At 44.2% G+C, this 23,846-nt stretch carries 23 protein-coding genes; 3 read left to right on the plus strand and 20 right to left on the minus strand.

Annotated elements, in window-relative coordinates:
• Nucleotides 1-9 precede the first annotated feature (9 nt).
• Complete coding sequence (locus IE039_RS01005; RefSeq protein ID WP_010001974.1) at nt 10-216, plus strand: DUF4044 domain-containing protein; 207 nt, start codon at nt 10-12, stop codon at nt 214-216.
• Nucleotides 217-263: 47 nt separating this feature from the next.
• On the opposite strand, the gene fakA is transcribed toward IE039_RS01005, so the two are convergent.
• From fakA to pepV, 20 genes are all read right to left on the minus strand, one after another.
• Nucleotides 264-1,964 (minus strand): DAK2 domain-containing protein, encoded by a 1,701-nt coding sequence (gene fakA / locus IE039_RS01010; protein WP_189428571.1) that lies wholly within the window; start codon nt 1,962-1,964, stop codon nt 264-266.
• A gap of 7 nt (nt 1,965-1,971) precedes the next feature.
• Nucleotides 1,972-2,331: an Asp23/Gls24 family envelope stress response protein gene (locus IE039_RS01015; protein WP_010003454.1), complete on the minus strand. Its 360-nt coding sequence runs from the start codon at nt 2,329-2,331 to the stop codon at nt 1,972-1,974.
• Between the two features lie 215 nt (nt 2,332-2,546).
• Nucleotides 2,547-2,747, minus strand: a complete 201-nt coding sequence (gene rpmB, locus IE039_RS01020; RefSeq protein WP_010001978.1) for a 50S ribosomal protein L28 — start codon at nt 2,745-2,747, stop codon at nt 2,547-2,549.
• A gap of 88 nt (nt 2,748-2,835) precedes the next feature.
• Complete coding sequence (gene trxA, locus IE039_RS01025) at nt 2,836-3,150, minus strand: thioredoxin (protein WP_010003456.1); 315 nt, start codon at nt 3,148-3,150, stop codon at nt 2,836-2,838.
• Between the two features lie 36 nt (nt 3,151-3,186).
• On the minus strand, nt 3,187-3,825 hold the full coding sequence (locus IE039_RS01030; protein ID WP_048700029.1) for a thiamine diphosphokinase: 639 nt from the start codon (nt 3,823-3,825) through the stop codon (nt 3,187-3,189).
• Entirely contained in the window at nt 3,825-4,481 is a 657-nt protein-coding gene (gene rpe / locus IE039_RS01035; protein WP_029509111.1) for a ribulose-phosphate 3-epimerase, read from the minus strand. Before rpe ends, IE039_RS01030 begins: the two co-directional genes overlap by 1 nt.
• 16 nt (nt 4,482-4,497) lie before the next feature.
• Entirely contained in the window at nt 4,498-5,403 is a 906-nt protein-coding gene (rsgA, locus tag IE039_RS01040; RefSeq protein ID WP_189428572.1) for a ribosome small subunit-dependent GTPase A, read from the minus strand.
• A 66-nt stretch (nt 5,404-5,469) separates the two neighbouring features.
• The gene (gene pknB, locus IE039_RS01045) at nt 5,470-7,356 is read right to left on the minus strand and encodes a Stk1 family PASTA domain-containing Ser/Thr kinase (protein WP_189428573.1); all 1,887 of its coding nucleotides are present in this window, start codon (nt 7,354-7,356) and stop codon (nt 5,470-5,472) included.
• A 2-nt stretch (nt 7,357-7,358) separates the two neighbouring features.
• Entirely contained in the window at nt 7,359-8,105 is a 747-nt protein-coding gene (locus tag IE039_RS01050; RefSeq protein WP_010003178.1) for a protein phosphatase 2C domain-containing protein, read from the minus strand.
• A 32-nt stretch (nt 8,106-8,137) separates the two neighbouring features.
• A complete protein-coding gene (rsmB, locus tag IE039_RS01055) occupies nt 8,138-9,496 on the minus strand; it encodes a 16S rRNA (cytosine(967)-C(5))-methyltransferase RsmB (protein WP_189428574.1) in 1,359 nt (452 codons plus the stop codon).
• Nucleotides 9,489-10,457, minus strand: coding sequence for a methionyl-tRNA formyltransferase (gene fmt / locus IE039_RS01060; protein ID WP_189428575.1), 969 nt, complete (start codon nt 10,455-10,457; stop codon nt 9,489-9,491). Before fmt ends, rsmB begins: the two co-directional genes overlap by 8 nt.
• A gap of 162 nt (nt 10,458-10,619) precedes the next feature.
• The gene (gene priA / locus IE039_RS01065) at nt 10,620-13,037 is read right to left on the minus strand and encodes a primosomal protein N' (RefSeq protein WP_048700040.1); all 2,418 of its coding nucleotides are present in this window, start codon (nt 13,035-13,037) and stop codon (nt 10,620-10,622) included.
• 75 nt (nt 13,038-13,112) lie between these two features.
• The gene (gene yihA / locus IE039_RS01070; protein ID WP_189428576.1) at nt 13,113-13,703 is read right to left on the minus strand and encodes a ribosome biogenesis GTP-binding protein YihA/YsxC; all 591 of its coding nucleotides are present in this window, start codon (nt 13,701-13,703) and stop codon (nt 13,113-13,115) included.
• Nucleotides 13,704-13,705: 2 nt separating this feature from the next.
• Nucleotides 13,706-14,953 (minus strand): ATP-dependent Clp protease ATP-binding subunit ClpX, encoded by a 1,248-nt coding sequence (gene clpX / locus IE039_RS01075; RefSeq protein WP_010001993.1) that lies wholly within the window; start codon nt 14,951-14,953, stop codon nt 13,706-13,708.
• 162 nt (nt 14,954-15,115) lie between these two features.
• Complete coding sequence (tig, locus tag IE039_RS01080; RefSeq protein WP_010001994.1) at nt 15,116-16,411, minus strand: trigger factor; 1,296 nt, start codon at nt 16,409-16,411, stop codon at nt 15,116-15,118.
• A 56-nt stretch (nt 16,412-16,467) separates the two neighbouring features.
• The gene (locus IE039_RS01085; RefSeq protein ID WP_010005598.1) at nt 16,468-17,817 is read right to left on the minus strand and encodes a cytosine permease; all 1,350 of its coding nucleotides are present in this window, start codon (nt 17,815-17,817) and stop codon (nt 16,468-16,470) included.
• 96 nt (nt 17,818-17,913) lie between these two features.
• The gene (locus IE039_RS01090; protein WP_010005599.1) at nt 17,914-19,059 is read right to left on the minus strand and encodes a nicotinamide-nucleotide adenylyltransferase; all 1,146 of its coding nucleotides are present in this window, start codon (nt 19,057-19,059) and stop codon (nt 17,914-17,916) included.
• A gap of 183 nt (nt 19,060-19,242) precedes the next feature.
• Complete coding sequence (locus tag IE039_RS01095) at nt 19,243-19,914, minus strand: alpha/beta hydrolase (protein WP_229782819.1); 672 nt, start codon at nt 19,912-19,914, stop codon at nt 19,243-19,245.
• A 33-nt stretch (nt 19,915-19,947) separates the two neighbouring features.
• Nucleotides 19,948-20,922 (minus strand): ring-cleaving dioxygenase, encoded by a 975-nt coding sequence (locus IE039_RS01100; RefSeq protein ID WP_029509093.1) that lies wholly within the window; start codon nt 20,920-20,922, stop codon nt 19,948-19,950.
• Between the two features lie 152 nt (nt 20,923-21,074).
• Nucleotides 21,075-22,490, minus strand: coding sequence for a dipeptidase PepV (gene pepV / locus IE039_RS01105; protein WP_010005621.1), 1,416 nt, complete (start codon nt 22,488-22,490; stop codon nt 21,075-21,077).
• A gap of 304 nt (nt 22,491-22,794) precedes the next feature.
• Between pepV and IE039_RS01110 the strand changes: the two genes are divergently transcribed.
• Entirely contained in the window at nt 22,795-22,965 is a 171-nt protein-coding gene (locus tag IE039_RS01110) for a hypothetical protein (RefSeq protein WP_010005620.1), read from the plus strand.
• A 53-nt stretch (nt 22,966-23,018) separates the two neighbouring features.
• Nucleotides 23,019-23,843, plus strand: a complete 825-nt coding sequence (locus tag IE039_RS01115) for an NAD(P)H-hydrate dehydratase (RefSeq protein WP_029509091.1) — start codon at nt 23,019-23,021, stop codon at nt 23,841-23,843.
• The last annotated feature ends 3 nt before the right edge of the window (nt 23,844-23,846 follow it).

A 23,846-nucleotide genomic window follows, 5' to 3' on the forward strand; every position in this document is an offset into this window, starting at 1 on the left:
AGGTAGACTATGACTGACGAACAAACGCCGCGACCAACGAACGCCAAATTACAAGCTGAAATTGACGCGAAGCTCAACCAACACCGCATGCCAAAAATCGAACGCAAATCGCGGACGCGCATTGAAAAAATGACTTTAGTCATGGCGTGGTTAATGATCATTTTGATGATTGGTGGTGTCTTTTACGCCTCAATCAACGCCCTAGGTTGGTTATAATCACCACTAAAAAAAGCAGCTCACGCTGCTTTTTTTAGTGTCATCTGTTATTCAACTGCTAACAAATATGGGTATAGTGGTTGTTGACCGTCATGAATTTCAACTTCGAGATCGTCATCAATTGCTAAGATAGCTGCTGCTAACTTTTCAGCATCCTTTTGCTTGAGATCTTCTCCGAAAATAATTGTGACAATTTCAGAGTCGTCATCTAACATTTGGCTCACAGCTTCCAGCGCTGCATCATAGACTTTCTTGGTCACAACGGCAATATCGCCATCAAGAATGCCCAACCAATCACCATCATGAATTTCAACACCGTCAAGCAGAGTGTCACGAACGGCTTGCGTAATTTGTGCAGACTTCACTTCAGCCATCGCAGCAGCCATTTCATCAGCATTTGTAGCCAAATCAGCGTCTGGATTATAACCCATCATTGCGGTCAAACCTTGTTGAATCGTCCGTGTCTTCACAACTTGTGCTGGGATGTCAACTAAATCAACTGCTTGTTCAGCGGCCATGAAAATATTGGAATTGTTTGGCAAGATAATTGCTTGCTTAGCGCCACTAGCTTCAATTGCCGCCACGATATCTGCTGTCGATGGATTCATCGTTTGACCACCAGAAATGACTGTGTGTACGCCTAAGCTCTTAAAGAGTTCGGCCACACCGTCACCAGCCGCAATCGTAATAACCGCCGTATCTGAAACTGGTACATTGGCAGCAAACATTTTGGCCGCTTGGTTTTCTTCAGCACGTTGTGCGTCGATGACTGCTTGTTGTTGATCACGCATGTTATCAACTTTAACTTTCACCAAAGAACCAAAATGTGTGCCCCAACCAATCACTTCGCCTGGGTTTTCAGTATGCACGTGCACCTTAACGATTTCATCATCATTAATCACAAGTAAGGAATCGCCTAATTCGGCCAAATGATTATAGAAAGGTTCGTAATCAAATTCACGGTCAAAAGTTGTCCCTTTGCCGATCTGAACCATCACTTCAGTACAATAACCATATTCAATATCGTCAGGATCTAAATTACTGTTGGCTTGGGCGCCAGCGTGCAATTCTTTCACCATTTGATCCAACGCCGCATTGTCAGGAGCTTGCAAATCTTCTTCATTAAAGTTGCCACTCAACACTTGATAAAAGGCACGTAAAACAAAGACCAAACCTTGACCACCTGAATCAACAACGCCAACTTCTTTCAAAACTGGCAATAGTTCAGGGGTGCTATCAAGGGCTGCTTGAGCTGCTTCATCCACAGCTTGCATGAGCACCACAACATCATCGGTTTCTTCAGCCACTTGATTAGCTTTAGCAGCTGCTTCGCGAATCACCGTCAAAATCGTCCCTTCAGTCGGTTTCATCACTGACTTGTAAGCGATTTTTGCCCCAGACATCAAAGCATCGGCCATATCACGCGCTGACAATGTTGCCTTGTCTTCGACCGCATTGGCAAAACCACGGAAAATTTGTGACAAAATGACGCCAGAATTCCCGCGCGCGCCCATCAATAACCCTTTTGATGTGGCCTTTGCCAAAGCACCAATATGGGTATCAAGCGCGTCACGTTCATATTGAGCACCACTCGCCATGGACAGGCTCATGTTTGTGCCTGTGTCACCATCAGGTACGGGGAACACATTTAATTTATTAATTTTATCCGCATTGGCAGCTAATGACGCCGCTGCAGCGTTAATCATCTTACCAAATTCAACATTGGTAATGGTCGTTATCTTAGTCATGACACTCCTAGTCTGTGACGCGTACACCTTGAACAATCACGTTAACTTCTGTTGCGTGAATGCCAAGCAATGCGTCAAGATTATATCTCACTTTTCCTTGAACTGATTTTGAAATTTCTGATAATTTTGTGCCGTATTGTGCTACCAAGTAAACATAAACGCTCACACCGTTGTCTTCTTGATGCACCACAACACCTTTGGCGTAATTTTCACGATTCAAGATTTGGTTCATCCCATCACGAAAAGCAGCTTTTGAGGCCATGCCGACAACACCTGGATTTTCAATCGCTGAGCCACCCACGATCGTTGCAATGACATCATTTTCAATTGTGATGTCACCATTTTTAGCCTTAATTTTAATCGCCATAATTCATCGAACACGGCCAGTAACCACAATGCCTATTGCCATCGCGTTGACCGCGCATTTCCTCCTTAAAGGTTTACTGCTACTATTTTAACATATCTCAACGCGAAACGTTTTCTTAGCAGTTATACCACATAAAAAAACCACCTAAATGGTGGTCGTTTTATGTCAGCCGTACTTGAATAATCAACCCAAAACGACTGTCATCGTTTTGTCGATTATACGCGTTCGATTGAACCGTTCTTCAATCCGGCCTTCAAAGTACGCGCTGTTAAATAAACTTTCTTTGCAGGCGCACCATTAATCTTAACAGTCACTTTTTGCAAATTTGGCTTCCAGCTACGACGACTTGAGTTCAACGCGTGTGAACGTTGGTTACCAAAGCGTGTGCGTGCGCCTGTAATAGCATCTTTTGCCATGTTCGACCCTCCTTTTCGAGCCAATGATTTAAAAAAGCTCTTTCTACAACAATAGTAAATTTTACCAGGTTTTCGCAACTATGGCAAGTTATTTCGTATATTTCGCTAAAACATTTACTAATTGGTCTTTTGTGTGGAAACCAGTCAAACGTTCAACCACTTCCCCATCCTTTTGAACAAGCAATGTTGGAATCGCGCGGATACCAAATTCAGCAGGTGTTTCAGGATTTTCATCGACATCCATTTTTACAAATTCCACGTTGTCGACTTCATCAGATAACGCTTCTAATACGGGTGATTGCATCCGACATGGACCACACCAAGTTGCCCAAAAATCAGTAATTGTCACACCATTGGCGGTTGCCGCCTTAAAATCTGCATCTGAAATTGCTTTTACAGTCATTACTATTCCTCCTTAGTACCTGACAATCAAAAAACATTAATCTTTTGATTGTGTCACCATAACAATACCAGTTTTGAAGCTGATATGCACAATATCTGCTTTAAATTCGTTAGATGACCACATTTTAGCCACATTATCGGTCAGTGATAACGGATACTTTGCGTCAATAATTTGAAAATCTTTGACGTCATTTAGCGGCATAAAACCAAGATACTTCGTCCCTGGTATTTGATGCACTTCCTTCTCACCAGGTTGCACATAACTCACCACATTCAAGCGATCAATAAATTGGGTTTTTTCGACAATCGCGTCAAAAACGGGGTTCGCCATCAACCATAAATTACTCAATAAATGGTCGACACGCCCACCCGTTGCCCCAAATACTTTGATTTGGTCTGGTTGCTGTCTTTGGGCGTATAGCAGTGCTAATTCCGTATCCGTTTCATCTTTTTCTGCTTGCACATGCATAATTTCATTGGCTTGCAAATGCGCTTGCAACGTCGCCAATTCTGTGTCCGTCAGCGAATCAAAGTCGCCAACCGCCATCATCATCGGGAGGCCACGTTCATATAAACGCCAAGCGCCGCGATCTGCACCAATCCATAAGCCTGGTTCTTGAAAGAGATCATCCGGCCAAAGTTCAGTTGGCGCGCCAGCTAAAATGTTAATTTGCATTATTTTGTCAAGGCTTTCAAACGGGCAATTTTGGCAGCTGGATCTACTTTATCATAAACATAAGAACCTGCAACAAAAACATTAGCCCCTGCTTCATAGGCCGCCACAACGGTTTCATCGTTGATACCACCATCAACTTGGATATCAAAGTCATAACCTAATTCATCACGCACTGCACGCAATTGGGCAATCTTTTCAAGTGTTGATGGCAAGAACTTTTGTCCACCAAAGCCTGGGTTTACAGTCATGACCAATACTTGATCAACCATATCAAGCACGGGTTCAATGGCTAGAACGGGTGTTCCTGGGTTAATGACAACTTCCGCCTTAACGCCCTTGTTCTTAATCATTTGTAGGGCACGGTGAATGTGTGGCGTTGCTTCAACATGCACCCCGATGATGTCGGCACCGGCATCGGCAAATTCATCAACGATTTTTTCGGGATTCGTCACCATCAAATGTACATCTAAGACCATATCAGTCTCTGGACGGAGTTGCTTGACCCAGTTTGGTCCGTAAGAGATTGATGGCACAAAGTTACCATCCATGACGTCAATGTGTAAATATTCAGCACCAGCTGCTTCAACGAGCTTAACATCACGTTCCAAATTGGTATAGTCCGCGCTTAAAATTGATGGCGCAATAATTCCTGACATGCTTAATTCCTTCTTCCTAAAAGTTTCGATTATCTGTATTATATCTTGGCTTTTGCGCCTTAATCAGGTCGTAGAATGCCTTATAACTATTATACCGTGATTCCGCAATCGCGCCAATAAACATCGCTGCCTTCACGGCACACCCTGGTTCATTCAAATGGCGGCACCCACGGAAACGACAATCCTGTCGATAAGCGACAAATTCTGGGAAATAATTGTCGAGTTCATCAGATGGAAAATCAAACACTTCATAGGATGAAAAACCTGGTGTGTCCGCAATTAAGGCGTCATCAACTTGAATTAACGTCACTTGACGCGTCGTATGTTTACCACGACTCAATGCTTTAGACACCTCACCTGTTGCCAAACCAAGTTCTGGTGACAAATGATTAAGTAGCGTTGATTTCCCAGCCCCTGTTTGCCCCATAAAGACGGCCACACGATGCGACAATGCTTGTTGCAATGCTGCAAAGGCCACATCTTCTGCGCCTGGTTGCGGCAAAATCACCGTGTAACCAATTTTACGATACGTCTCAGCAACTGCCATCGCTTGCTCAAATTCAGCCGGTGACAATAAATCGGACTTAGAAAAATAAATCAATGGTGTGACATTTGCCGCTTCCAAGGCAACCAACTGGCGATCCAGCAAGTTCGGTGCAAAATTTGGCTCCTTCAATGCCGTCACAATGACAGCCACATCAATATTGGCCACTGGTGGCCGTACTAAGGCATTTTCACGTGGATGAATCTTCCAGATTAATCCCTCATCGTTTTCACTCTCAAAGTCGACAAAATCGCCCACCAGTGGTTTTTGTCCTGACTTACGGAATTCACCACGGGCACGCGTCCGTTCAACTGTCCCATCACTTGTTTGTATATCATAATAACCGCTTAACGAGCGGATAATTCGTCCTGTTTTCATAATGTTATTGTAACAAAAAAGCCGACCGTAATCGACTTGAATTTACTTCACTATCAGGCAAAGCGGTTATTTAGATGAGGCACTCGCACTACTGCGTGAAGTGCTACTTGATGAACTACTACTTGAGCTACTTGAACTGCTTGCACTACTGCTTGAGGCGCTGCTTGTATCTTGTGGCCCTTGTGAAATCGTCACTAACAAAACCATATCCTTGGTAATACTTGAACCACCTCGAATTGATTGACTGATCACATAATCTTTTTTCGTGTCCCCATCAAACTGGGTGTTAAAATTAACCACGATATTGTGCTGAGTTGCCCAATCTTGTACTTGTTGCTGGGTTGCCTTACCCGTGAAATCCGGCACAACAATCTTGACTGCACCAGTTGACACTGTAAAGACAACGGATGTTTGGGTTGGATCCACTTTGCCATTAGCATCAATTGACTGGGCAATAATCTTCCCAGCTGGCACATCATCTGATGGGATGCCTTCTTTCGTGATGGCATAGCCTTGGGCACGTAATTGCGCTGACGTCAAACTATAGTCAGTCCCAACATAGTCACCAAAACGCACCTTGGCGCGACCAGAAGACACAATCAAATTAATCGTATCGCCCTTGGTTGCTGCGGTTCCTGATGTTGGTGTTGTGCGCACCACATGACCTTCTGCAATGCTTTTAGACGTGGTCGAACTGACACTGCCAACTGTCAAACCTGCTCGCTTTAAGCGACTCGTAGCAGCGTCTTGACTCAAATTTGTCACATCAGGCACAGTCACCTTACTTGATTGATAATTTAAAAAGAAAATCCCAGCAATCGCCAAAACAAGTAAGCCCAGGACCACCCACGGCCATTTATGCGCCTTACGAAATTTAATCCCGTTATCTTTCAAAACGTGCCGAACATACGATGGTGTCCGGTCAACAATTTTGGCAATGTTTTTAATCGCGTAACCTTTTTTACCATATTCAATGATTGTATCGGTCACCGACGGTTCTTCCGGTGCTTCTTCTGGGAAAATTTTATCTGACGACACCCCTGTTTTGAGTTGGTCTTGAATTTGTGCCATCGGAATAATGCGCGTATCATCAGACGTTTCCGACATTGGCGCGAAGCGTTCTTCATCCGCACGATGTGCTGACAAGACTGAACTCAAGTCATCCGCCATCGCCGCTGCACTCATATAACGATCTTGTGGGCGTTTCGCCGTTGCCTTTAAAATCACGTTTTCCAAGGCTTGAGGAATTCGTGGGTCAAAGTCACGCACGGAGGGCATTTCCGCCGTTGCATGCTTCATCGCCACTGCAACCGGTGTGTCACCTTCATAAGGAACTTGCTTCGTGAGCATTTCATAAAGCATCACGCCCAACGCATAAATATCTGACTTAGCCGAGGCAAAGCCACCGCGCGTTTGTTCAGGCGACAAATAATGGACTGAGCCGATGACCGTGTTAGTTTGCGTCAGTTCTTGCGATGACTTCGCCACAGCAATACCAAAATCCGTAATCTTCACGTCACCTTGTCGGTCAATTAAAATATTTTGGGGCTTCAAATCACGGTGAATAATATCAGCATCATGGGCAGCTTGTACGGCACTTAAAATTTGTAGCATAATATCAACAACTTGTTGATAAGGGATTGGGAAATTTTCGGCAATGAATGTTTTTAAATCCATGCCATCCACATATTCCATCACCAAATACTGCGTGCCTTCATATTCACCAGTGTCATAAATCTGCACAATATTTTGATGCACTAGTTCAGTTGCCGCAATCGCTTCGCGCTTAAAACGTTCGACCAGATCAGTGTTGTTTTTCATATCCAGACGCATCATTTTAAGGGTCACGTCACGGTCTAAAAATTCGTCGTGCGCCAAATAAACATTGGCCATACCACCACCAAGTGATTTGATGATTCTATAACGGTTGTCTATCACTGTATCTGGTAACATATCTACTTTGTATCCTCTTCATTATCACGACTTACTAATAATGCCGTCACATTATCTGGGGCGCCATTACGATTTGCAGCCGAAATTAATTCATAAGCTCGCATATCAAGTGTTGTCGCTTGTTGCATAATGTCCGTCATCGTCCCGACATCAAGCACTTTGGTAATGCCATCAGAGGTTAAAAATAACATATCATTTGCGACAAATGGATATTGCGCAATCTCAATATCCGCACGGTCATCGACCCCAAGATAACGGGTCACACTATTAGCTTGCGCTAGGCGCTCAGCTTCTGCTTGACTCATAGTCCCTGCACGCACTAATTCATTCTTCAAGTTATGGTCACAAGAAATTTGCGTGAGTACCTGATCATGGAGTAAAAATGCTTTGGAATCGCCCAGATTGCCGAGCACGATTTGATCATCAAAAATGACCGCAATCACCAAGGTTGTTGCCATCTGCTTCAAATCTTCAAAACGTTGACCCGCAGCTAAAATGGCTTGATTCTCTTGGTGCGTCGTTTCTTTTAGCCAATCAATTGTTGAATTCATGGTTTCAATTGTTGTTGTTTCCCAGGCATGTCCAAAATGTTCAACAGCCATCGCACTGGCGACCTCACCCCCACGAGTCGAGGTCACACCGTCAGCGACCATAACCATTAAACGACCGGCTTGATTGGTAAAGCCGCCAACATAGTCCTGATTTTCCTGGCGTTTGACACCAGAATCTGTATGAAATGCTACTTGCATAGGTTTCTTTTCTATCACATGCTATTTGCGTATTAGGCGTTTGTGCCTGATTTCTTCTTCAGCGTTGCCACGAAGAAACCATCAGTATGGTAATCGTTTGGATAGATATGCAGCACAGCTTCTTGTCGATCGGCCTTTAGATCACGCGCTGTTTGCGTTTTCACTAATTCGAACTCCGGATGCTTGGCTAGGAATTGCGCAATCACATCGTCATTTTCTTGACGTAAAATTGTGCAAGTGCTGTACACTATCATACCATTTTCAGCCACATTTTCGCTAACTGAATCCAGAATTTCACCCTGCAAACGCGCTAAATTCTGGACATCTTCAAGGGTTTTGTCATAACGAATCTCAGGCTTGCGGCGTAATAAACCAAAGCCAGAACAAGGGGCATCGACTAAGATACGGTCAAACTTGGTTGCCACTTCAGTCAGCACTTTTCGTGCATCTAAGACTTGTGTGGCAATGCGGTCTGCCACTTGCAAACGCGTTGCATTTTGTTCAATGAGTTTAATTTTATGTGGATGCACATCAAGGGCCAAAATTTGAGCATCATCAGCCACTAAGGCCGCAATTTGTGTTGTTTTCCCGCCAGGCGCTGCCGCGGCGTCCAAAACATTTTTGACTGCTGGCGTTAAGTGCATGCTTTCAACTGGTAACATGGCACTTTCATCTTGTAGTGTTAACCAGCCTTTTTGATAAGCCGTTGAACTTGCCACATGCCCACCAGACACAATGTACGCATGATCCGCAACTTGTGATGGTGTCGCGGTCATATTTTCGGCCGCCAATGACGCCACCACTTCTTCATCAGTTGCCAGCACTGTGTTAACACGCACTGATTGCATGGGCGCATCATTAATTGTGGCCACGAGGGCGCGCGTCGCAGCTTCACCATTTTGGGCTACCAATTCGTTAATCAACCAAACTGGTAAGCTCGCTTCAACAGACAAGCGCGCAATCGGATCAGTAATTGCCGCTGTATCCGGCAAGCCTTGGCGACTAATATTGTGCAAAATCGCCGTGACAAATTTAGCCGTACCCACATGTCCCAAAATTTTAGCGACTTCAATTGATTCATTAAAAATCGCGTGTTGGGGAATTTTGTTCAAATATTGCATTTGAAAAAGCGCTGTATACAATAATTCGCGCACCCAGGGATTGAGTTTTTTGTCACCGACAAATGGCGCTAACCAATACTCAAAAGTCAACCGGTGTTGAATCACACCATAGACCAACGTCGTTAACAACCGTTTATCCGCTTCACCGAGCTGGTGTTGCTTGATCACCTGATTTAATTGTAAGTTGGAATAAGCACCATTCTTAATTTTAGCCAGCGTTTGAACGGCTAAAACACGTGGGTTATTGCTATAAACACGTTTATCACTCATGAATTGGTTCCTCTGCCCATAAATCACCGCTCGTCAATTGACTCCCTGCGCCATTCAAATACGCTTGGCTTGACATCACAGATTTTCCGGCTGGTTGTAATTGATCAATACGCAAAACGGAGTGATCAGCTGCTGCAATGGTTAACATTTTTTTAGTACGCGCAACCACGTGCCCTGGTGCGACATCTGTTGTTTCTGGTAATGGCGTGACTTGAATTAACTTCACACGTTGACCAGCTACCTGAACATAGGCAGGATGTGTTGGATAAAGACCGCGAATATGCCAATCCAACTGTTGCGCTGTTTCTTGGGTAAAGTTTAAGTTTTGTTGCGCACGGGTAATATTTGGCGAGATACTTACCGCCGCTTCGTCTTGTGGCACGGGCGCAATCTCGCCAGCCGCAATTTTAGGTAAGGTTGCCAGCAGTAAGTCGCGCCCAGCCAAACTGAGTTTGTCAAACATTGTACCAACATTATCTTGAGCTGTAATCGGTACTTTGACCACGTCAATCACATCCCCAGCATCCATTTGCTTAACCATATACATAATTGACACACCAGTTTCTGTGTCACCATTCATAATCGCATAATGTACGGGTGCCCCACCACGATATTTTGGTAATAATGAGGCGTGGGTATTGACCGCCGCGATTTGGGCGGCGTCTAGGAGTGCCGTTGGCAAAAACTGGCCAAACGCAGCCGTAATGATGAAGTCTGGCGCTAAAGCCACGATTTGAGCCATTTCATCAGAATTATTCATCTTTTTAGGTTGCAAAACTGGCAAATCATGCGCCTGTGCCGCCACCTTCACTGGACTTGGTGTCAGCACCCGTTTACGCCCTTGCGGGCGATCTGGTTGCGTAACCACGGCCTGCACATCGTATTGTGGATCTGCAATTAATGCTTCTAAAATTGGTACGGCAAAGGTTGGCGTACCCATGAATACAACGGAGTAAGTCATATTTGTTCTCTTTTCTTATCTAAATATCACGTCAACTCACCTGTTAACGTCGTGCTATCTTATTTGTCTAACCAAGATAGCTTGTTACACGAAAAAATACTCGTTATAACGAGTATTTTGATGTCCAATAGTCATTATAACATAAATTCTGTAACGTATTTGTCACATAAACGAGACTGGGTCGCGATCGATGCTCAACTGCAACCCGTCTTTGACCTTTTGCGCACGATGCTGTAATTCATCGAGCAAACTGTCCACACTATCACGTTTTTTTAATTTAAGAATAATTTGGAAGTAATAACGATTGCGGAGCTTGGCAATCGGCTTAGGCGATGGGCCGAGAATGATCACATCGTCGCCAACGCGGCGTCGCAGCCATTTCGCAATTTGAAACATTTGCTTAGCCGTTTCATTTTCGTCGCTGTGGCTGGCTTGAATCTGCACGGTGTAATAATACGGCGCATAATTGCCAGCATGACGTACCGCCATCTCTTGGCGATAAAACCCTTCGTAATCATGTTGCTGGGCATACGTAATGGCATAGTGCTGCGGATTAAACGTCTGCACAATCACTTCACCCGCTTTTTGACCACGCCCCGCCCGACCACTGACTTGTGTCAGTAGTTGGAAGGTGCGTTCACTAGCATGAAAATCAGGTAGCCCTAAAGCCGTATCGGCATTCAACACCCCAACCAAGGTCACATCAGGAAAATCTAACCCTTTGGCAATCATCTGAGTCCCCAGTAAAATATCGGCTTCGTGTGCCCCGAATTGTTGGAGCATGCGATCCATGCTCCCTTTCCGACGAGTCGTATCTTGGTCCATGCGTAACACGCGTGCTTCCGGTAAAATTTCTGCTAATTCAGCTGCTACCTTTTCCGTTCCTGTGCCGTAATAGCGAATACGTTGTGAACCACAACTTGGACAACGTTGCGGAATCGCTTCTTCATGCCCACAATAATGACATTTCAGGGTATGTGAGTCCATATGCAGCGTCATGGCCAAATTACAATTAGGGTCGCGCGGCACATAGCCACAGTCGCGACACATGACAAAACTTGAAAATCCGCGTTTGTTCAGCATCAGCACTGATTGCTCACCACGCGCCAACCGATCCTTTAATTTTTCAAGTAATGGCGCTGAAAAATTGGTCTCCGGCCCATCGGCAAGCATGGTCTTCATGTCAACAATCGTAACAGGTGGTAAACTGGCCCCACCCGCACGCTGTGTCAGTTGTAAATGTTGATAAACCCCGCGCTGAGCACGTGCTCGACTTTCTAATGATGGCGTTGCTGAACCCAAAATCACCGGAATTTGATGATATTTGCCGCGCCATAGCGCAACATCACGCGCATGATAGCGTGGGTTATCTGTTTGCTTATACGTTGTTTCGTGTTCCTCATCAACAATAATCAAACCGAGATTAGTCAATGGCGCAAAAACTGCAGACCGTGCCCCAACCACGATTTTCACATCGCCACGTTCAATGCGACGCCATTCATCATAACGTTCCCCATCAGATAAGCCAGAATGGAGTACAGCTGTCTGCGCCCCAAAACGCGACTTCACACGGCGCACCATTTGTGGGGTTAGCGCAATTTCTGGGACTAAAAATAACACCGTTTGCCCTTTATCAAACACATGCTGGGCCGCTTGGAGATAAACTTCTGTTTTCCCAGAACCGGTAATGCCTTCTAGCAAAAATGGTTGGTATTGCCCAGTATCAGCTGCTGAGGTGATTTGGTCAAAAGCGGTTTGTTGTTCCGCATTAAGCTGTAATGGTTGTGACGGCGCAATTGTCATCGTTGCAAATGGATCCCGCAATTGTTCAACTTGCTGTTTGGCCAACCATTGTGCTTGAACAGCTTGATTGAGTGTTGCGGCACTCACAGCCAATTGTTCTTGCAAGTCTTTTTTCAACCACGTTTCGCCTAAATGTCCCAAAATAAACTGGAGTAAGGCTGCTTTTTTCTTGGCGGTACGCGGTAATTCAGCATATGCCGTTTCTAACAGATCGACATCATCACTTAACCGATAAGCCAACTGTGTTTTAACTTTTGCGCGATTACTAACGGTGATTGATTGCTCAATGCGATGCGTCCGCCGTAGCTGTGCAAATTTTGCAATGTCGTCATGAGACCAGTCACTAGCACGAAAGGTTATTTGGTCCAGCCCGCGAAACAAGCGATCCCGAACATCATCATCGACCTCATCAACCAGTGTCAAAACCCGATCATAACTGGCTTTTAAGGCGTTTGGTAGCATGGTTTGTAACACCGAGATTCTAAAGGCGAAAGTTTCTTGCGCTAAATCACTGGAAAGCGTCAGTAATTCCGTATTGAGCACTGGTGTTAAGTCTAGTATCTGCGCAATTGGTCGCAGATTAGCCACCGTCTCTGGCGGCGTCTCTTGAAGCGCCACCACAAAGCCCATCACGTTGCGCGCCCCAAAAGGTACATCGACTCGCATACCTGGTTGTAGCGTGTCCTGCATGGCTTCTGGGATCAAATACGTGTAGGGTTGATTCGTTTGCATTGTGGGCACATCCACAATGATTTGTGCATAACGTTGATTTGTCATACTTTAATTGTATCAGACGTGGCAAATCTCTGGCAGGCTCCTGCCTAATAAAAAAACCAACAATCATGTTGGTTTTTACATCGTGATATGTGATTCAATCCATGACCAAACTTGGTCTTTACCGTACTTCGTTTCTGATGAGAAGAATAAGAAATCACTATCTTCTTCGTCAAATCCTAACGTGCGCTTAATATTGGCTTCGTATTTGTTAAACTTACTTTTTGAAATTTTATCGGCCTTTGTTGCCACAACCAAAACCGGAATATTATAGTAGTGTAACCACTCATACATCGCAATATCATCCGTACTAGGATCATGGCGGGCATCAACTAAGCTAATCACACCACGCAATTGCTTACGCGACGTGATATATTCCTCAATCATCTGACCAAAAGCTTCACGTTGCTTCTTGGACACTTTGGCATAGCCGTACCCAGGCACGTCGACGAAATACAGTTGGTCTTCGACATTATAAAAATTAAGCGTTTGCGTCTTACCTGGCTGTGACGACGTGCGGGCAAAATTTTTACGCTGAATCAACGTATTTGTCAAAGATGACTTACCGACATTTGAGCGACCAACTAAAGCAATTTCCGGCTTACCATCCGTTGGGTATTGGGCGGCTGACACCGCACTCATGACCATTTCAACATTGTGTACATCCATGATTAGTCCACCTTCTTCAAATGCAATTCTGGTTGCGCGCCATCCAACACTGAGGCCTTGGTAATAACAACTTTTGCCACATCGTCACGACTTGGAATATCAAACATCACATCTTTCATGACGTGTTCAATAATTGAACGCAACCCACGTGCACCAGTATGCCGCTTAATAGCCAATTCAGCCATCGCTTCTAACGCATCTGGTTGGAATTCTAGTGCCACATCATCTAAGCCCAAAAGTGCTTGGTATTGCTTAATCAAGGCGTTTTTTGGTTCTGTTAAAATGCGCACCAAATCAGACACCGTCAATTCATCCAAAACCGTCACAATTGGCAAGCGACCAATAAATTCTGGAATCAAACCAAACTTGATTAAGTCTTCTGGTTGCACATATTTGAGAATATTGTCATCGTCCAACGCTGCGGCATTTTCATTAGCATGCGAGCCAAAGCCAATCACACGTTCACCCAAACGTTCCTTGATAATCGTATCAATCCCAGCAAATGCCCCACCAACAATAAACAAAATGTTAGTTGTATCGACTTGAATCAATTCTTGTTGCGGATGCTTACGCCCACCTTGAGGTGGCACACTGGCAATCGTGCCTTCAAGCATCTTTAGCAAAGCCTGTTGCACCCCTTCACCTGACACATCACGCGTAATCGACACATTTTCTGACTTTTTGGCAATCTTGTCAATTTCATCCACGTAAATGATACCACGTTGAGCAGCCTCAATATCAAAGTTAGCAGCTTGGAGCAACTTCAAAATAATATTTTCAACGTCTTCACCGACATAACCGGCTTCCGTCAAGGTTGTGGCATCCGCAATAGCGAATGGGACGTTCAAAATGCGCGCCAAACTTTGGGCCAAATACGTCTTTCCTGAACCAGTTGGCCCAATCAAAGCAATATTTGACTTTTGCAATTCAACATCAGTCGTGGGCGCAAAGTGTTCATTAATGCGCTTATAGTGATTATAAACCGCCACGGCCAATGTCTTCTTCGCATCTTCTTGACCAATAACATAATCATTTAATTGTGCCACAATTTCATGTGGGGTAGGCAATGACAAAGCGGTAACTGCTTGTTCAACCGTCAATTCTTCATTGATAATATTTTGAGCCAAAGCCACACATTCATTACAAATATAAATACCGTTTGGCCCAGCGACAATATTGTTGACTTCACTCGCAGATTTGCCACAAAAACTACAATAAATTTCTTCTTCAAAACCTGGTGTCTGTGCCATATTTTTTCCTTTAAATATAATCGTTCAAAACAATTTTTAACCAATTGTCAATACTATCTATTTTAACAGATTAGTCGTGACAGCATGACTTAAATCCATAGACTTTTAGCTCACCTTGTCAACGCGACAAAATAAAAAAGCCCTGTGGGCTTTTTTAAAGGCTTACTTTGCCTTTGCAGAGTCAGTAATCTTCTTGATTACTTCACGCATTGCAATGTCATGCTTCAACAATGAATCTGACAATGTGGCACGGATTTGTGCTGGATCCATGTTGTATTGTGCAGCCAAGTTGTTCACTTCTTCAGTGATTTGTTCTTCAGTTGGGTCGATGCCTTCAGCCTTCACAATGGCTTCAAGTACCAAGTTTGTCTTGACACGTGTTGCAGCACCTTCTTCGAATTGCTTGTGCAAGTCATCTTCAGTTTGACCTGAGATTTGGAAGAACATGTCACGTGAAATACCTTGTTGTTGCAATTGACCCAAGTATTGGTCGATTTGACGATGTACGTCTTCTTCAATCATTGCTTCAGGAATTTCATCGCCATCAACTGATGCGTTTTCAACAGCCTTTGTGATGACAGCATCTTCAAAGGCAGCTTGTGCAGCTTCAGCCTTTTGTTCTGACAACTTTTGACGTGTCTTTTCCTTCAATTCAGCTAATGTTTCAACTTCTTCGTCAACATCCTTGGCGAATTCGTCGTCCAATTCAGGCAATTCCTTACGCTTCAATTCGTGAATCTTCACTTCAAACAAAGCGTCCTTACCAGCTAAGTCAGCAGCTTGATATTCTTCAGGGAATGTCACATGAACATCCACTTCTTCACCAGCTGTGTGACCAACCAATTGGTCTTCAAAGCCAGGAATGAATTGACCTGAACCCAAAGTCAAGGCGAAGTCGTTAGCTTGGCCACCAGCAAAGTGGTCGCCATCAACTGAGCCATCAAAGTCGATCACAACTGTGTCGCCGTTTTCAGCCTTAACGTCAGCTTCTTGCAAAACAAGTTCAGCTTGACCTTCTTGCAAACGCTTGATTTCAGCATCCACATCAGCATCTGAAACTTCTGTGTCGGCTGCTTCAACTTCAAGGTTCAAGTAGTCACCCAACTCGATAGCAGGCGCAGTTGTCACTTCAGCCTTCAATTGCCAAGCTTCACCCTTGTTCATTGAAACGGGTTCGATGTTTGGACGACCAACTGGTGTAATACCAGCTTCTTCAATGGCAGCTTCATAAGCAGCTGGCAAGATAATGTCCATTGCTTCTTGATACAAAGCTTCTTCACCAAACTTTGAGAAGAACAATGCCTTTGTTACCTTACCCTTACGGAAACCAGGGACTGAAACTTGATTCTTGTTGCGTTGGAAAGCTTGTTCCAAACCTTCTTCAACTTGTGCGCGTGAAATTTCAAATTCTAATGTGCCTTGGTTCTTTTGATCCGCAGCTGGTGTCCAGTTAGACATGATACGTCCTCCAAATGTTTTAAATACTTATTAATTTTAGCTTAAAAACCAGTAAATCACAACATTTTTGTCTGATTTCTAGAAACTGCGACATAAACAACGGCCGCAAAAATCATCGTGAGCCAATTTGAGCCAACCGTTTGGACAACAACCGGTACCTGTTGTAACACAAAGTAGCACCCCATACTCAAAGCCCACACGATATAAGCACGGAGATTGAAGCCACCCGTATACCAATAAGTTTTCCCTTGATTAAAGGCCGTTCGGTCGTAATTTTGCTTTTGAACAATGAAGAAGTCCGCCAATAAAATGGCAATTTCAGGTCCCAAAACCATCCCAATTAAATCTAAGAACCAGATAAATGTCTCAATGAAACCACCGACAATAAACGGAATAAAACTCATCAGTGTTGCCACAATGGTGACTAACCATAGACTTGGGGTGAGTTTTAATTTAGGCACAATATTGTTTAGGGCCGATCCAGCCGCCATTAAGTTAACCGCATTAGCTGTCGTTGAGGTCAACATGATGACGATTAAAGCCAAGGCACCAAGCCCAAGTTTAGCTGCTACCGTTGATGGATCTGAACTATTGGGATCAAACACTTGCGTCCAAACAGCGGCCGCAATGGTCGTCATCGACCCAACAATAGCAAACCAATACAACCCAATTGTTGCGCCCAAAAATGGGGCCGTTGTTGCCGCCGATTTTTTATCAGCAAAGCGCGTGAAGTCAGCACCCGCCGTCACCCAAGCCAAGTTAAAGGCAGCAAAGACATCTAAGGCTTTCCCAAATGGCAAATGGGCAGCTGATGGCGCCGTCCAAGTCATAATTTTTGACAAAGGTACTTCTTGCAACACCACAACAGTTTCCCAAATCACGAGTAAGATGACCAACACCATCCCCACCCGTTCAATCAAACGAACTGAACGTTGCCCCAGTGAAATCGAAATTAAGTGCAACACGCCCATCACCGCTACCCCAATGAGCATCCCTTTCAGCCCACCTGGCTTAAAGTGTGCGGTACCAAACATGTTGCTCAGCAAATAGCTCACAGAAATGGCAGCAATGTAAGTATTAACAGCTGCCCACCCCATAAACTGAATCACATTAATCAACGATGGTCCAATTGATCCCCGTAAACCAAAGGCCGGCCGCATCAAATTCATCGTTGAGGCGCGCATTTTGTAGCCCATGTAGCCCACTAACGCCAAAAAAAGATAAGCCAGCGGCCCTGAAATTAAAATCACGCCAAGTGCTCCAGCAAAACCTAACGCTGCTAAAACACCGCCCATATACCAGGTGCCATTATTGGCATTGGCCCCAATCCACGTTGCCAATTGATCCCAAAAACCCATTTGTGCCACGTGTTGTTCTGCCTTATTCCCTGCCCGTTGCGCTACCATACTCGCCTCCATTACATTGCATTTTAGTCTTTATCATATCAAAATCTGAACAGACGATGTTGTCTTTTTTGGCATAAAAAAACCAACAGGGTTGGTTTACTCTAAATGTTTGATATTGAAACCTGTTCTTTCTTGAATGGCATCTAAGGCTTGTAAGTAACGCGCATAGTAACCATACGGGTCATCACTATCCCCTTTGGCATCCAGTAAGACCACTTTATCCATAAAGCCATACTCATCAATAACGCGCATCAACGCGTGGTGGAACGCCCAACGTGAGGCTTCGTCTGCTGTTGACATATTACGAAAACCATCATCAACGTAAGGTGTGACTGGTGGAATGACCAAAATCAAATCAATTTGTTCTTCACTAATCGTATTATCAAACAACGGTTGCAGCTGCGCCCGATCGGCTTCGTCCAACCACATGTCAGCATATACTTTCGTCACCATCGCATCCGTATCAAAAATCGTTAACCCGTTATTGGCCGGCGAATTGATTTCACGCGAATTCGCATCATATTGGCCTTGAATCAGCCGAATATAATCCTTCACAATTAACTCATCATCGCTCACATTTGATCGTTCTTGATATTCTCGGGCGTATTCCTCTGAAAACGGTGAATTACTCGTCCGCGCCAAGCGGCGAACCAAAGTTGATTTACCGGTTGAGGCCGACCCCATAACCGTCACTTTTTTGGTAAAATGCCGACGGAAAACACGGTTAATATAATCCCAGTTGGCAATCGGATCCTTACGAATTTCTGTCGCTGAAATTTTTAAAACAGTACGATCCATCAAACTGACCTTAAATTGACCAGTTTGGGGTAAGCGCTTTTCCAATTCTACTTTATAATCTGGTTCACCAGTATAGAACGTAATCTTAGCATCTTGATTCACAATATTACGCTTCACTGTGGCCACTAAAGTGCGCGTCCACTCATCCCAGCCATCAGGCATTTGGGGCATATTGTCTTCATTAATGTAATCAATTTTAATGTCTGATTCATCACTAAAAGCTTCGCGTAAATAACGAAATCTTTTTTCAACGGGTAAGCCCATCTGATCACCACGATCACCAGTATAACCCGACGCAATCACCACCACGCCATCATTCAATGCCGCAGCCTTATAGATTTCTGCTTGATGACCCACGTGCATCGGTGCCAAAGTACCAAAAAAAACGCCGATATTATTGCCTTCAAGATCATCCTTATAAAGATTTCCTGCAAAAGTCCTCATGCTCTTTAACGTGACACGCTGTTGTTCAGTAACCGAAACGAATTAGCGTCCCACCCTCACTTTCTTTTCTGTCAATCTAGTACCTCATGACACAACATGCAATACTTGTCATCAATTATAACAAGTTCCCTGCAACACGCCAACTGTACCAAGATGTCATCCCTAAGTACTTGTTGGCTTAGGTTAGACGTCACGTTGTTGCGCTTTAAACCACGTCTGTGCCGCTTGGAGTTCCGCATTTGTAAGATTGTGCGAACCGTCAGTTTGAAAAATTGACAGATCTGCCCCTGCCTGATGTAAATTATCACGCATGGCGGCAAAGTTTTGTGGCGAAATCAACGGATCCTGGGTGCCATAACTCAAAAATACTGGTGTGCCGTCTAAATTTTGTGGTGCGGTAATCGCAGCGACTTGCATGGCATGTAATGCCATCACCTGTTGAAATGGCACTTGTGGCTGCGTTAACAAGGCATGAACTGCAATGTTAGCGCCATTAGAAAATCCAACAGCAGTCATATCGGCGATGTTTAACCGATACCGTTCAGCCAAACCAGTAATTGCCGCCACAAGCCATTGCGTTTCCTCAGCCAAAGAGACTAAATCAAATACGCCAACGGCTTGTCGTTTGAAATAGCGATAATAACCATTTTCAACAACTCGGCCACGAATCGCTAAAATTGGATGCTCCGGTGCCAAAAACTGGGCCACTTCAATTAAAGTCGTTTCATCCCCACCTGTCCCATGTAATAACACAAGCGGCGAGCGCTTCCGGTCACCCGAAATAAATAAATGCCGCACTTGGTCCAAATCAGATGGTGATAGAGGCTGGCTGTTCGTCATATTTTGTTCATGCATAAAGTTTCATCCTTGTGCTTGTCTGCGATTCACTCAGGATTTTGGTGAATTAAAGTTCACCAAATGTGCTTCAATGTCAGCGCGCTGTGATTCCAAAAATGGCGGTAATTCAAGATGAATACCGGCTGTCTCATAGGTTTCATCAATCAGAAAACCTGGCCCATTTGTGGCTAATTCAAACAAAATGCCTGGCATTGGTCGGAAATATTCAGATTTAAAATAGAAACGATCAACCAGTCCAGAATCATGCATCCCCAGTTGTTGCAGACGATCAATCCAATATTTTAACGCGGCGTCATCATCAACTGTAAACGCCAAATGGTGCACACTCCCATAACCTTGCGTCCCACTTGGAATAATGCGCGATAATTGGGTAATTACTTGGGCGCCGTATCCTCCATTATCAAATTCATACAACGTATTATTGCCTGAAGTCGCAATTTTTTGTGCTGTCATGATTTTGGTTAACACAATGGTCATCGCTTGATCATCGTCAACAGTTACAAACGCCGGCCCCAAGCCGACAATGGCATGTTCTGGCGCCACAGTTGCCTGTTGCCAAGGTTGGTGGGCCTTGGTAACGGGATTTTGTCGTGGATTGGTCTCATCAGCAATCAGCGCATAACGTTGGCCATCAAAATCATAGAAATTAAGATAAGTGGCCCCAAAAAGGGTCACAGTTTGGTCATCATAACGAATGCCAAATTGCGTAAACCGCGCCCGCCAATAGTCAAATGATGCCAGGGTTGGCACGCGAAAAGTCGTGCGTGAAATTTCATTCGTCCCAAAAGTCGCTTTTTGAAGCCCTGCAAAATCAAAGAACGTCAAAATACTCCCTGCTTCGCCTTGATCATCTGAAAAATATAAGTGATAGGTATGGACATCATCTTGGTTAACGGTTTTTTTAATTAAATGTAACCCCAGTTGATTGGTAAAAAAATCCCAAATTTTAGGTGCACTGCTGGTAATGGCTGTGACATGATGAATGCCGCGAATTGTTGTTCCCATAGGTATGCCCTACTTTCATAATCGTTATAGGCCTAACTATACAGGAAAAAAGATCCATCGCAAGCAATATGCTTACTTTTTGTAAGTTTACAAGCAACATGTTTTTAGCCACTAAAAAAGTACGTCAGTAATCACTGACGTACTTCGGTTACTTAATCTAAATTCGTAATTTCAGCAATGGCTTGCGCATAAATGGCAATTGAACGATACAAATCATCCAATAGCGCAAATTCATTAACTTGATGCATTGTATCCGGTGAATCAGGGAACAAGGCCCCAAACGCCACACCACGTGCCATCAAGCGGCCATAAGTCCCACCACCAATCACTTGGTCATGGGCTGGCAAACCAGTTTGATCATGATAAACACGTAGCAATGTTTCAACAATTGGATCAGTTGGTGCAACATAGTGTGGTACTTGCGCGTGACCACCAATGGTTGGTGTCACATCCCAACCATTGAGTTGTGTGGCAAGACCAGCCACAATTTCATCAGGCGTGATGCCATTTGGATAACGGAAGTTAAAGTTAATGAAGGCTTCTTGTCCAGCCACAAACTTTTGAATCCCAACGTTCATTGACAATGGCCCCATGACATCATCCGTATAGTTCACACCAAACTTTTCACCAATTGTGTCTTGGTGAGCTGGTGTCCCTAGATAGGTCAAGAATGACTTGGCTGTGCCACCAAAGTCAAAGTTTTGCAAGAAATTGGCCAAATAAGTGCCGGCATTTTCACCCGTTTCAGGCATTGCCCCGTGCACTTGCTTACCATTCACGACAAACTTAATGTCATCACCATCAGATTCAGCACTACCAGAAATTTGTGGGTTAGCTGCCAAAAAGTCTTGGAAAGCGGCAACCATGGCTTCAGCTTGTGCTGTGACGACAGTCGCACGCGCAATACCAGGTACCATATTTGTCCGCAAACCTGCTTCAAAGGCCACTAACTTCACTGAGCCACCATTTGTCGCTTCATCCTTGATCAAAACTTGGAAATTACCCTTTTCACCATTGATAATTGGGAATTCGGCATCTGGTGAGAAACCAAAGACTGGGGCTGGTTCCACTTCAAAGTAACGTGTCATGCCTGTCCAGTCATTTTCTTCATCTGTCCCAAAGATCAAACGTACACGGCGCTTCAAAGGTACTTTCAAATCAGACAAAATCTTGAACGCATAATAAGCAGCCATTCCTGGTCCCTTATCATCTGAGGCGCCACGCGCAATGATTTTATCATCAGTAACAACTGGTACAAAGGGGTCTGTTTCCCAACCTTCACCAGCCGGCATCACGTCGACGTGCGACAAAATTGCCACATATTCGTCAGCGTCTTTTGGCCCAATTTCAATGTAACCCACTAGGTTATCAATGTTTTTGGTTGTGAAACCGTCGCGTTCAGCGATCGCTAACATCTTCACAAGGGCATCTTTTGGTCCAGGACCAAGTGGTGCTTCTGGTGTTGCCTTTGAATCATCACGCACAGATTCAACCGCCAACAAATCTTTTAAGTCTGTTATAAAATCATCTTGGCGTAAAGCCGTCTCGTGTTTCCAATCGATTGTCATGAGTTTAAAAAACCTTTCAGTATGATATACCTTATTATACTATTGTCAATGATTATAGCAAATTATTGATAGTTTCTGCATAGAAGCGTCATTGTTTTTTAATAAATATTTATTGCGCCAATAATTGTCGTCCCTGATACCGCGTTTGTAAATGGCTGTTAAATCATTTAAAATGAAGGCAGTATGATTAGGTCAACGCGTCGATTTGGTTGGCCTAACACACGATTAGTCGGTTCATTCATGGTTGTTTTAGTTTAACGAACAGCATTGAAAATCCAACAACGCGTCTGATCAGGGAGAAATTATGAAGAAATCAATTTTATACACAACCATCTTTGCGATTATTTTAATGTTCGTATCACTTGTCAGTTGGATTTTGAAAGAAGATACCCTCGCGATCCTCACGGCTAATTTCGGCTTAGTACTGTTAGCTGTCATGACGTTATGGGAAAATCGCAAAGATTTAACCCGCTAAGACAACCTTCATCTGTTTTTAACTGACAAAATTAAAACAATGAGGATTTGATTGTGAAGTCACTTACGGAAAAAATTTTAACACAAGTCATTACCAAGCGACCACCACACACTTATAAAGGAAGTTTTGGGCGTGTACTCATCATTGGTGGTACCGTGCAATATGGGGGCGCCGTGATTATGAATGCGTTGGGCGCAGTTAATGCTGGGGCTGGTTTGGTCACCGTTGCCACCGATCCGGTTAATTTCACAGCCATTCATAGCCAACTACCTGAAGCAATGGTCGTTGATTTCAATGCAGACTTAACAGCTTTAATTCAGCAACACGACGTGATCTTAATTGGTTCTGGTTTAGGTGATCGTTTCGATATTTTGCAAGCTACATTTGCCGCCATCTATCCAAAACACATCTTAATCGTTGACGGTTCTGCTTTGACCCTGGTCGCCCAACACCACTTACCTTGGCCAAACTCACAGCTGGTTATCACCCCACACCAAATGGAATGGCAACGTCTCAGTGGTGTCTCAATACCACAACAAGCCTTTGAAGCTTTTAACGTGCTAGCTTGTGGAAAATTCAATGTGCGGCCTATTCTGGTGCTTAAACAGTTCCATACGCAAATCTATACCCCGACAGATATTTACGAACTCACCATCGGTGGGCCACATCAAGCTGTGGGTGGGATGGGCGATACCCTAGCTGGTATTATTGCTGGCTTTGCGGCCCAATTTTTTGCAGTATCGCTCGCTGATGCCGTCTTAGCCGCCGTGTACACCCACTCCGCCATTGCTGATGAACTCGCAGAAACGCACTATATTACACGACCCACAGCAATTAGTGACGCACTGCCCCGTTTCATGAAAAAATACGCTAATTAAGCC

It is taken from the genome of Leuconostoc lactis KCTC 3528 = DSM 20202, assembly GCF_014651235.1.
In the GTDB taxonomy this organism is placed as follows: Bacteria; Bacillota; Bacilli; order Lactobacillales; family Lactobacillaceae; genus Leuconostoc; species Leuconostoc lactis.